The sequence below is a fragment of the uncultured Bifidobacterium sp. genome, from assembly GCF_963540075.1.
In the GTDB taxonomy this organism is placed as follows: Bacteria; Actinomycetota; Actinomycetes; order Actinomycetales; family Bifidobacteriaceae; genus Bifidobacterium.
Genome location: NZ_CAUTOG010000001.1, coordinates 130,915 through 142,669, shown reverse-complemented (window position 1 = coordinate 142,669; position 11,755 = coordinate 130,915). Strand labels below are relative to the sequence as shown.

The 11,755-nt window shown below is 67.7% G+C and carries 7 protein-coding genes and 1 tRNA gene; 4 read left to right on the top strand and 4 right to left on the bottom strand.

Annotated elements, in window-relative coordinates:
• Together RWX87_RS00620 and RWX87_RS06790 are read left to right on the top strand one after the other, a co-directional pair.
• Entirely contained in the window at nucleotides 1–1,746 is a 1,746-nt protein-coding gene (locus RWX87_RS00620) for an ABC transporter permease subunit (protein WP_314685815.1), read from the top strand.
• A gap of 225 nt (nucleotides 1,747–1,971) precedes the next feature.
• Nucleotides 1,972–3,879, top strand: a complete 1,908-nt coding sequence (locus RWX87_RS06790) for a nitrate/sulfonate/bicarbonate ABC transporter ATP-binding protein (protein ID WP_399552261.1) — start codon at nucleotides 1,972–1,974, stop codon at nucleotides 3,877–3,879.
• 181 nt (nucleotides 3,880–4,060) lie between these two features.
• On the opposite strand, the gene pgi is transcribed toward RWX87_RS06790, so the two are convergent.
• Nucleotides 4,061–5,758: a glucose-6-phosphate isomerase gene (gene pgi / locus RWX87_RS00605; protein WP_314685814.1), complete on the bottom strand. Its 1,698-nt coding sequence runs from the start codon at nucleotides 5,756–5,758 to the stop codon at nucleotides 4,061–4,063.
• Nucleotides 5,759–5,951: 193 nt separating this feature from the next.
• Here pgi and RWX87_RS00600 point away from each other — a divergent pair, with 193 nt between their 5' ends.
• Nucleotides 5,952–7,415, top strand: a complete 1,464-nt coding sequence (locus RWX87_RS00600) for a DUF6020 family protein (RefSeq protein ID WP_314685813.1) — start codon at nucleotides 5,952–5,954, stop codon at nucleotides 7,413–7,415.
• On the opposite strand, the gene RWX87_RS00595 is transcribed toward RWX87_RS00600, so the two are convergent.
• Nucleotides 7,363–8,481, bottom strand: a complete 1,119-nt coding sequence (locus tag RWX87_RS00595) for a mannose-1-phosphate guanylyltransferase (RefSeq protein ID WP_314685830.1) — start codon at nucleotides 8,479–8,481, stop codon at nucleotides 7,363–7,365. The genes RWX87_RS00600 and RWX87_RS00595 overlap by 53 nt on opposite strands.
• Before the next feature lie 218 nt (nucleotides 8,482–8,699).
• Here RWX87_RS00595 and RWX87_RS00590 point away from each other — a divergent pair.
• Nucleotides 8,700–8,772: transfer RNA gene (locus RWX87_RS00590), tRNA-Thr, on the top strand.
• 239 nt (nucleotides 8,773–9,011) lie between these two features.
• On the opposite strand, the gene RWX87_RS00585 is transcribed toward RWX87_RS00590, so the two are convergent.
• On the bottom strand, nucleotides 9,012–10,067 hold the full coding sequence (locus RWX87_RS00585; RefSeq protein WP_314685812.1) for a class C sortase: 1,056 nt from the start codon (nucleotides 10,065–10,067) through the stop codon (nucleotides 9,012–9,014).
• A gap of 24 nt (nucleotides 10,068–10,091) precedes the next feature.
• A complete protein-coding gene (locus RWX87_RS00580) occupies nucleotides 10,092–11,645 on the bottom strand; it encodes a SpaH/EbpB family LPXTG-anchored major pilin (protein WP_314685811.1) in 1,554 nt (517 codons plus the stop codon).
• Nucleotides 11,646–11,755 lie beyond the last annotated feature (110 nt).

The window sequence follows — 11,755 nt, the reverse complement described above, 5'->3', positions numbered from 1 at the left end:
ATGACCGCGATGTTCACCGGTTTCCACGTCCCATCCGACACCCCGGCCTCCTTCGCCTCCCGGCTCGTCTCGGACGTGCTCGTCATCATCGGAGTGCTGGCCCTGTTCGGAGTCATCGCCTGGGTGCTGCCCGACGTCACCGCCTCCACGGGACCCTCCGGCCCGCCCTCCGAGATCTCGACCGACCCCTCGCATCTGCCCTACTACGCCCTGCGCTCCGTGCTGCGCATGGGGATCGCGCTGCTGTTCTCGCTCATCTTTACCTTCCTCTACGGGCTTGCGGCCGCCCGCCTGCGCCGCGTCGGCAAGGTGCTCGTGCTTCTGCTGGACATCCTCCAGTCGGTGCCGGTGCTGGGCTTCCTGTCGGCGACCATCACCATCTGGCTCACCCTGTTCCCCCATTCCATGCTCGGGGTGGAGGCCGCGTCCATCTTCGCGATCTTCACCAGCCAGGCCTGGAACATGACCTTCTCCTTCCACCACTCGCTGCTCAGCGAGCCGCAGGAGCTTGACGAGGCCGCCCGGTCCTTCCGCCTCACCCGCTGGCAGCGCTTCTGGAAGCTCGACGCTCCGAATTCCGCCATCCCCCTGCTGTGGAACTGCATGATGAGCGTCAGCGGCGGATGGTTCTTCCTCACGGCCTCCGAGATGATTTCCGTGAACAATGCCACCTACGCCCTGCCCGGCATCGGCAGCTACGTGGAGCAGGCCGCCGCCCGCCAGGAGGTGGGGCATATCGGTCTGGCCATCCTCACGATGGTGGTCGTGGTGCTGCTCATCGACATGCTCGTCTGGCGGCCGCTGACCGTCTGGTCGCAGAGATTCCGCAACGAGCAGGGCTCGGCCGAAGGACCACGGTCGAGTCTCGTGCTCAGCGTCATCCGCCGTTCCCACCTCGACGATCTCACGGCCTCCGTGTTCCGGCCCATCGGCGATGCGATGGACGTCATCACCCGGCCGCTGGGCCGTACCGGTTCGCGCTGGCCGGCGGACCCCTCCGGACGCAGAACCGGCGACATCGCGTTCACGACGGTCTGCTGCGCGCTGCTCGCCGCAGGAGCGGTGACCCTGGGCGTGCTCATCCATCAGGGTCCCGGCTTCGCCGAGCTTGGACGCGCCTTCGCCGACGGCGGCCTGACCTTCCTGCGCGTCGCCCTGCTCACGCTCGTATGCTCGGCCATCTGGGTGCCCATAGGCGCGACCATCGGGATGAAGCCGCGATTGTCGCGGGCGCTGCAGCCCGTCATCCAGGTGCTGGCGAGCTTCCCGGCGAACTTCATCTTCCCCTTCGCCACGCTGCTGTTCGTCGCGTGGAACGTCGACATCAACTGGGGCAGCATCCTGCTCATGGCGCTGGGCTCCCAGTGGTACATCCTGTTCAACGTCATCGCCGGGGCGAGCGCCATCCCGTCCGACCTCGAGGAGATGACCCGCAGCATGGGAGTGCGCGGCCCGCTGCGCTGGCGCACCCTGATTCTGCCGTCCGTGTTCGGCGCCTGGTGCGAGGGTGGGATCACCGCCGCCGGGGGCGCCTGGAACGCGTCCATCGTCTCGGAGATCGTCACCTACGGGGACCACACGCTTGTCGCCAAGGGCCTCGGGTCGTACATCACCGAAGCCACTCAGCGCGGCGACGCCCCGCGCATCATCATCGGCGTCGCGGTGATGAGCGCCATCGTCGTGGCCGTCAACCGCGTCTTCTGGCAGCCCCTGCAGAGGCTCGCCAGCCGGAGGTTCTCGCTATGACGCGAGGGGGCCGCGACGATGGCGATGACGATGATCAGGAATCGCGAACGAGGATGACGATGACCACGAGGATGACGACGAACGGAAGGGGGAAGGACGATGGACAGGGATGATCCCATGTTCCGCGACGGACAGGAGGGCCCGGAGACGGGCGCAACCACGTCGGCGTCTGCGGATCCGGCCGCCTCGGCGGACCCCCATCGGCGCCGCAAGGACCGCCGACGCATGCTGCGCAGCCTCAGGGCCGTCTCGCCCGACAAGGCGCTCATCGAGGCGGACCGCATCACCCAGAGCTTCGTCTCCGACAAGGGCTCGCAGCTCACCGTGCTCGACGACGTCTCCTTCACGCTGTACGACGGCGAGATCGTCGCCTTCCTGGGCCGCTCCGGCGCCGGCAAGTCGACGCTGCTGCGCGTCCTCGCCGGGCTCGTACGGCCGACCAAGGGCACGGTGTCGTACCGGGGCGAGCCGCTCACCGGGCCGAATCAGGGCGTGGCCCTCGTGTTCCAGACCTTCGCGCTCATGCCCTGGCTCACCGTGCAGGCCAACGTGGAGCTGGGCCTCCAGGCCCGTGGGGTGCCCCGCAGGCAGCGCGAGAAGCTGGCGCTGGCGTCCATCGATTCCATCGGTCTGGACGGCTTCGAATCGGCGTATCCCAAGGAGCTTTCCGGCGGCATGCGGCAGAGGGTGGGCATCGCCCGCGCGCTTGTGCTGCACCCGGACGCGCTGTTCATGGACGAGCCGTTCTCCGCGCTCGACGTGCTCACGGCCGAGAACCTGCGTCAGGAGGTGCTGCGGCTGTTCTTCAGCGACGACTGCGACATCCGATCCCTGCTCATCATCACGCATAACATCGAGGAGGCCGTGCAGATGGCCGACCGGGTCGTCGTGCTCAGCTCGAACCCGGGTCGCGTGGCCGCCTCCGTTCCCATCGACCTCCCCCGTCCACGCGACCGCCACAGCGCGGCCTTCGAGGCGACGGTGGACCGGCTGTACGGCGTTCTCATGGGGCATCACGGCGCCGAGGCGGACGGCGCAACCGGCGACGCAGGACACATGGACGGCGCTCCCGCCGCCGATGTCGCCGCCGATGCCGCGGGTGCGCCGGTGGAAACCACGGCCGGGACGGGCATAGCCATCACGCCGCCAGTGGCGGCTGCACCGGCGGTGGGCTCGGCAGGCTCTGCCGGTCAGGCTGGTTTGACTCGTTCCATGGAATCGGCCGGCGCGGTGAGCCCGGCGAATACGACGAATGCAGCCGGCGCGGGAGGACCCACCGGAACATCGGAGACCGAGACCGAGTCCGAGACGAGGACGCCAGAGGAACCGGCGGAATCGGCATCGTCCACGTCGCCAGCGACGTCAGCGACGACCACCGGGACCGGGACCTCCGCCCCTGCGACCTCGACCCCTGCGGTCTCGACACGGACGACTCCCACACCGACGACCCCCTCCGCCCTGCCGCTGCCGGACGCCACTCCCGGCGGCATCACGGGTCTGCTCGACGTGCTCATCGACCACGGCAATGCGGGCGTCCAGCTCTCCGATCTGGCCTCGGACCTCTCCTTCGAAGTGGACGACCTCTTCCCGCTCGTGGACGCGGGCACCCTGCTCGGCGTGCTCGAGGTGCGGAACGGCCGCATCCGCGCCACCAAACTCGGCGTGCGCTGGTGCACGACCGACATCCTCGACCGCAAGCGGCTGTTCGCCCGCATGGCCCTCGACCGCGTGCCCCTGGTGCGCAGCATCGACTCGGCCCTGCTGCATTCCCACCATGGCAGCGTGCACGGCGAGCTCATCGTGGATCTGATGCTGCCCAGGTACGGCGAAATCGAGGCCCGACGCCAGTTCGCCACCGCCGTGGGCTGGGGACGCTACGGCGAGCTGTTCGACTACGACGCCGACGACGACCTGCTCACCCTCGACGACGCGAATCCCGGCGCCCCGGACATCGGAGCGGATGCCGGTGCCGAGGGCCTCGACGACTGGCGGGCGCCCAGAGACGGCGAGATCCGCGAGGAGACGGAACCCGAATCCGTCACCCGCTCCCTGGCGGAGGAGGACCTCGCCGACGAGCCCACCGAGGACGACATGGACGACATCGAGACCCGCAACGACGAGGACGCCGGCTGACGGGTGCCGCCGGGCATCGAATCCCGGATACGGATCCGCGTACCGAAGACCGCGTACCGGATACGACGATGGCCCCCTGACGCGCTGAACGTCAGGGGGCCATCGGAAGGCAAGCCGATCATGACGGCGTCATCGCGTCACGGCCCCAGCAGAGCAGCGACCATGACGCGACCGACCCGTCTCAGAGCGTGCGCTTCGAGCGGTAGAAGCGGATGAGGCTCTGGGTGGAGGCGTCCTGCTCGGCGAGCGCCGCGTCGTCCTGCGAGATCGCCGGGGTGATCTGCTTGGCGAGCTGCTTGCCGAGCTCCACGCCCCACTGGTCGTAGGAGTCGAGGCCCCACACGGTGCCCTCCACGAAGGTGATGTGCTCGTACAGGGCGATGAGCTCACCGAGCGCGAACGGGGTCAGCGCCTCGCCGAAGATCGACGTGGTCGGGCGGTTGCCGGTGAACACGCGGGCGGGGACGATGTCCTCGGGCGTGCCCTCGGCGCGCACCTCGTCGGCGGTCTTGCCGAACGCCAGCGCCTTGGTCTGCGCGAGGTAGTTGCCCAGGAACAGCTCATGGACGTCCTGGCCGGAATCCTTCGTCGGGTTCGGCGTGTTGGCGAAGGCGATGAAGTCCGCCGGGATCAGCTGCGTGCCCTGGTGGATGAGCTGGTAGAAGGCGTGCTGGCCGTTGGTGCCGGGCTCGCCCCAGAAGATCTCGCCGGTCTCGGTGGTCACCGGGGTGCCGTCCCAGCGCACGGACTTGCCGTTGGACTCCATGGTCAGCTGCTGCAGATACGCGGGGAAGCGGTTCAGGTACTGGTCATAGGGGAGCACCGCGTGCGAGGCGGCCTTGAAGAAGTTGCGGTACCACACGTTGAGCATGCCGAGCAGCACGACGACGTTCTTCTCGAACGGCGTGGTGGCGAAGTACTCGTCGATGGCGTGGAAGCCGTGGAGGAACTCCTCGAAGCGCTGGGGGCCGAAGACGACCGCCAGCGAGGTGCCGACCGCGGCATCCACCGAGTAGCGGCCGCCGACCCAGTTCCAGAAGCCGAAGGCGTTGGCCGGGTCGATGCCGAACTCCTCGACCTTCTCGAGGTTCGTGGACACGGCGACGAAATGCTTGCGGGTCGCGTCCTTGCTCTGCGCCTCGGAGCCGTCGATGGCGCCGGTGGCCTTGAGCGAATCAAGCAGCCAGGTGCGGGCCTCGCGGGCGTTGGTGAGGGTCTCCAGCGTGGTGAAGGTCTTGGAGACGATGATGAACAGCGTGGTCTCGGGATCGAGGCCCTTCGTCTTCTCGGCGATGTCATTGGGGTCGATGTTGGAGATGTAGCGGGCCGAGATGCCGGCGTCCGCGTAGGACTTGAGGGCCTCGTACGCCATGTTCGGACCCAGGTCGGATCCGCCGATGCCGATGTTGACGACCGTCGTGATCTTCTTGCCGGTGACGCCCCTCCACTCGCCGGAGCGGACCTTGTCGGCGAAGGCGTAGATGCGTGTGAGGGTCTCGCGGACGTCCTTGACGACGTCCTGGCCGTCGACGATGAACTTGCCCTCGTCCGAATCCGGGCGGCGCAGCGCGGTGTGGAGCACCGCGCGGTCCTCCGTGTTGTTGATGTGCACGCCCGTGTACATGGCCCGCGTGCGCTCGTCGAGTTTGACGGCCTTGGCGAGGTCGGCGAAGAGCTGCAGCGTCTCGGGCTTGATGAGGTTCTTGGACAGGTCGAAGTGCAGGTCCCCGGCGTCGAAGCTCAGCTTCTCGACGCGTTCGGAATCATCGGCGAACCACTTCTTGAGGCTGATCCCCTCCTTCTGCAGCTTGTCGAAGTGCTTCTGCAGCGCCGCCCACTCGGGGGTCGAGGTGGCGTCGACAGGCGGATTGATGGCCATGAATCGGTCCTTTCATATCATGGTGACACGGCCCGACGGACATGCGCGAGGCATGCGCGCCCTCGGACGCGTCCTTGACTTCACCTCACAAGGTACTCACAAAATTGGACAGAACCGCACGCCAATACGCGTGCGTCCGACATACGACGGCCACGCTCACGAACCCGCAGCGCGACGCCCTATGATGGCCGGCATGCTCTCGAAGCCGATGGACGCCCTGCGCAGGCGGTGGTTCGTCCTCCTCCCGCTGGCCACGTACCTCGTGACCTATGCGGTCGTGTTCCCCGGCATCGACTCGCCGGACGCGCGGTACCAGCGGTCCCAGTGGGCGACGTGGAGGTTCAGCCGCCAGCATTCCGTGCTCGACACCTTCTTCCTTGGATTCGTCGGACGCAACCAGCTGTGGCTCGACAACCTCCTGCAGGCCGTCCTGTTCGGCCTGTGCGTGGCGGCGGCCCTCGAGGTGCTGCGACGGCACGCCCGCCGGCGCTGGGCCGTGGCCGCCGCCCTGGTCTGGAGCCTCTACCCGCTGTTCCCCGCCTACGCGGTCTCCAGCACCAAGGACGTCCTCGCCGCCGGGGCGATGCTGCTGCTGTGCGTGCAGTTCTTCGAGATCGAGGACACGCGGGCGGCCGTGCTGCGCCACCCCTGGTTCCTCGTCGGCTTCGGTGCCACGCTGTTCCTCGTCAACGAGCTGCGCAAGAACAACTTCGTGCCCGTGGCGGCGATGCTCGTGTTCCTGCTCATCCGCCACAGGCGCCAATGGAGACGGTTGGCCGCGTCCATCCTCGTCTTCGTCGCGCTCGCCGGCTCCTGGAACGCCTACTGCGACCAGGTGCTCCACGCCACGCCCTCCGCGACGACCGAGATGCTGGGCGTCCCCCTCATGCAGGTGTCCTACGTCTACTACCGGCAGGAGACCGGTCACCCGCAGAACCTCCCCGCGACCGCCGACGCCTACTTCCGGGCGATGCGACCGGCCGCTCGATGGGCCTCGAACTACGAGAGCCAGCCGCTGGTGGTCATGTCCAACAAGGTGGAGTCCCTCACCGACTCCGACCTGCCGGAGTTCCTGCGCAACTGGACGAGCCTGTGCACAGCGAACCCGGGGACGTGTCTGACGGCATACGCGCTGTTCATGGGGTCGACGATCAACCCGCTGCAGAAAACCGACGACCAGTACAGCATCCTCGCCGCCATGCTGCACACCACCAAGGCGAAGGCCGCGACCACGCGATGGGCTCCGGTGGCGCATGCCGTGTTCAATCTGGGCCTGCTCACCTGGACGCTTGTCGCCGCCGCCGTGCTCGCGGCCCGACGGGACCGCCGCCGGCTGCTGCCGCTGTTCCTGCTGCCCGCCGGCATCGTCCTGTCGCTGCTGGCGGGAGCGCTCGGGATGCAGCTGCGCGTCATGTTCGGCGCGATCATGCTCATCCCCTTCCTGGGGGCGCTGGCGCTGTCCGCGCCGAAGCGCGGGAGAGGACACGCCGAAATCCTGCGCGATGCCGGCGACGCAGCCGGAACCGGCGAATCCGCCAACGGGCCTGGCACGGACATGGCGAGGGGAACGCCGGACGACGCAGCCGGAACGTCCGCGACCGCCCCTACAGCAGGTCGTCCCGACCCAGGGAGCGCAGCCGCTCCACAAGACGCCTGACCTCCTGGCTGCGGGCCCGGGGGGCCACCATCAGGGCGTCCGGGGTGTCGACGACGACGAGGTCGTCCACGCCCAGCAGGGCCACCGTGCGCCCGGCGGCCGGGGCCACGATGTCCCCCGCCGAATCGAGGGCGACGACCTTGTCGCCGTCGCCGAGCACCTTCACCGAGCCTCCCTCAAGCCCCGGAACGAGGGCCGCCACCGAGTTGAAGTCGCCGACGTCATCCCAGCCGAAGTCGCCGGGGATCATGGCCACCCGCCCGCGCAGGCTCAACGGCTCGGCCACGGCATAGTCGAAGGCGATCTTCTCCACCCCCGGCCACAGCGCCGCCATCGCCTCGTCCATGGAGTCGCGGGTGCCCATCGAGGCCTCGGCGATGCGGGTGACGGCCTGGTACAGGACGGGCATGGACTCGCGCAGCCAGTCGAGCAGCACGTCGGCGCGCATGACGAACATCCCGGCGTTCCAGCGGTAGCGGCCGGTGGCCAGATAGGCCTGCGCGGTGGCCGCGTCCGGCTTCTCCACGAAGCGCCGCACCAGACGCGCGGAAGGGGCGTCGGGAACGGCATCCGCCAGGGAGGAATCCTCCAGGATGTATCCGAAGGCGGTGGAGGGCCGCGAGGCGGCGATGCCGATGGTGGCGACGTAGCCGGCGCGGGCGGCCGCCACGGCCTGGCGGACCGCGTCGGCGAAGGCCTCGTCCCCGCGAATCACCTGGTCGGCAGCGAAGGAGGCGACGATGGTCCCGCCGCCATGCCGGCGTGCGAGGATGGCGGCGCCCAGCGCGATGGCCGGACCGGAGTCCCGGGGCACGGGCTCGGCGACGACGGCCTCCTCGGGCAGCCCTGGAAGCTGCTCGCGCACGGGCGCCACATGCCTCCACCCGGTGACGAGAAGCACATGGTCGGCGCCGACGACCTTCGAGACGCGGTCGTAGGTGGACTGGATGAGCGTGCGGCCCTGACCGAGCAGGTCGAAGAGGTACTTGGGGCGGTCCCCACGGCTCAGCGGCCACAGGCGCGAGCCGACGCCACCGGCGGGAATGACCGCATAGCAGTCCTCCATCCCCTCGGGGACGGGCGAAGCGTATTCGTCCGTGGACGACCGCGAAGGGGCATCGTCCGTCTGTGCATCTGACATATCAGGATTCACGTCGGTCATACCGTCCATTGTCGCGCCGACGTCCGTCAATGGAAATCCCACGCCGCCGCGATGTGACAAATTCGACACCCTCCGGTATCATCATCATCTTGTGCGCGGGTCGCGAATGCTGCCCGGGCCGTGCCACTTTAGCTCAGTTGGCAGAGCGGCTCACTCGTAATGAGCAGGTCGACAGTTCGATTCTGTCAAGTGGCTCCGGATGTGATTCCAGAGGTTTCCGGGACGCGGATCGCCAGGCAAGGGCACCGGGCGGTTCGTCAACGGGATTCCGATGTCAGCAGGTGCACAACAAGAACCGCGAAAGAATTCCACTTCCACGGCATTCCGTCATGGACTCGAATGTGCGGGTGGATCCGCAGAAGGATGCGCGACAGACCCAGCCACCCGGCGCTTTTCCGATGATGACGTGCTTCATACCATGCGACCAGGAGCGCTTATGGGGCCAGATGCCGCCCCCGACGGGCTTCCCTCTTCAACGAGCGCCCCAGCCAGACGACGTCGGCGGTGACGATCCCGAGCACGACGATGGCCGCCCAGGGCGGGGAGGGGACGGACGCCTTCGACGAGGCCGCCTTCACCGCCGTCACGGGTGTGGGCGTCACGCGCTCACCGGTGACGAAGATGCGTTGCGAGTTGATTCCCAGGGGCGTGCAGGTGACGAGCGTGACGAGGTCCTCCCCCGCGACGGGCTGCAGCGACCTCGTCTCGTCGGGGTCCACGACCTGGATGCGGACGACCTTGTAGGTGAGCACGCGGCCGAAGGTGGAGACGGTGAATTCGTCGCCCGTCCTCACCTTGTCGAGATGGGTGAACATGGTGGCCGACGCCAGTCCTCGGTGCCCGGTGAGCACGGCATGCTGGCCGCTGCCACCGACCGGCAACGAGGTGCCCTCGAGATGACCGACGCCCTGGAGCAGGGTGTCGTCCGATGTGCCGTGATAGATGGGCAGGTCCACGTCGATGGAGGGGATCTGCAGGCGGCCCATAAGGCCGTCGCCCGCGTCCAGGGCCTTGTCGTACAGGCCGTGCAGGGCCGTGCCGTCGTCGCTGGAGGGCGCGTTGGACCCGGCGTCGTACACGGCCGAGGAGGCCAAGGAGCCAAGCCCGGCGTTGTATCGCTCCGCCAGTGCCAGCTGCCGGGCGTCAAGGGCCGCGTCGGAGTCGGATGCCGGCACTCCTCCGGACACCACCGCCGACTGGTTGAGCGCGGACACCCACGACGCCGTCGAGGGATAGGCGATCAGGCAGGACGCCAGCACGACCAGAACGGCGATGATGACGGCCAGCACGCCGTCGAGGATCCCGTGCGAACGGCGGGACCGTGGTGGTCGCGCGAGATCCTGACGATCCAAGGAGAAGGAGGAGCCGCGACCCCTCGCCCCTGCGGCGACCATCCGCACATCGCCAGGAGCCACGGAGGCGCGGGGAGAAAGGCGGGTGGCCTCGCCCGAAGGAAAGGCCACCCGCGATGCCGGATCAGCGGCGGTCATCGTCGACTCCCGTCGATCCGACGTCTATCGGTTCGCCCGGCGGCGGACGACGACCAGCACGCCCGCTCCCAGCAGGACGAGCACGCCCGCGGAGACGAGTATCATCATCACGCTCGAGCCGGTCAGAGGCAGTCCGGGGATGGTCTGCTTCGAGTTGGGGACGTCCACCGGAGTGGCCGAGGAGACGGTCGCATCCTTGACGACCTTCACCGCGGTGAGGGCCTTGTCACCGACGGGGATGACGTAACCGGCGGGCGCCGTGACCTCCTTGACGACGTAGCAGCGGAATACGCTGTTTACCGTGCCGTTGACGGAGTCGGAGACGTACAGGCCCGGAATCGTCACCGTCCCGTCCGCCGTGGAGGTGAACGTCGTCGATCCGTTCACGGAGACGGCATCGCCCGTCGTGTCCGTCGAGGAGCACGTCCCGTCGGCGGGGTACGGCGTCTTCGCGGCATAGACCTCGAACACGGCTCCTTCCAGAGGCGTCTTCGCGCTCCCGGAGTCGGCGTCGTACTTGTGCAGCGTCAACGCTCCCCAGTTCTGTGTCACCGTGTCGCTGGGGGTGCTGGGGGGATTGGCGGGCGGTTCGGGATCATCGGGAGGAGTGGAGGTCTTCTGCGTGTCGACGTACAGGTAGGCGGTGTTGCTGATGGTGCCGACCGACGTGACCGTCCCGGAGAAGGTGACGACCAGGTTTTTCCCGCCCTTGGTCTTGAGAAGCTCAAGACCTGACTGGGTGAAGGAGACGACCGTGTTTCCGCTCCCGGAGGTGAAGTAGCCCTCATCCTCGGTGATCTTCCGGCCGTCCAGGGAGACCGCAACCGTCACGTTCGACAGCTTCGAATCCATGGGGTCCTTGACGACGAAGTACGAGAAGCTGGAGTCCTCGTCCAGGGTCGGCACCGTCACGGTCACGGGGAAGAAGGCCGTCGAGCCGAGTCCCAGACCGGCTGTCGTCTGGTCGTCGACCGTCTTGCTGATGGTCGCCTGGCCGTTCTTGGGATAGACGTGGACGTCGTACAGCCAGCCCTTCGTCCCGGAGGAATCCGGGTACGGGATGGTGACGAGGAAGGGCGAGGCCGTGTCGACGACCGAGGCCGGATGGGCCGTCTCGACGACCACGTAGGCCGCGACGGACAGGCCGGGGGCCGTCGCCACGCCGTCGGAGTCGGTGGTCACCGTCGTCTCGGCGGTGAGACCATGCTCCGTCCCGTTGATGTCAATCGTGGTGTCGGCCGTGACGCTGCCGGGAAGCGTCACCTTGTCGATGTTCGTCCAGCCGGCGCTGGTGGCGAGGTCGAGGCCGTCCACTTTGTAGACCGTGAATGTGACGTCCTTGATTCCCTTGGTGCCGACGCCGCTTGTCCCGTCCGGCGAGCCGCTGACGACCGTGTCGCCGGTCTGGCGCTCATGCTTGTGGATGATGATGGAGCCGGTCTTCGACGCGTCGATGTTGCCGTAGACCGGGTCGGTCGTCGTGGCGGATGCCGCGGGGGCGGCCAGCCCGGCGACGAGCATGCCCAGGGCCGCTACGGCCGAGACCAGTCGGCCTGTCCCCTGTCGTGTGATTCTCATGTCCTTCTTCTCCTTCTGTGTTTTCTTGGGGTTTTCTGATTTCTTGGTTTTCTGATTTCCAGGTCTTCCGATCGGAAGCGGAACGAATGGGTTCGGAGGATCGGCAAGCG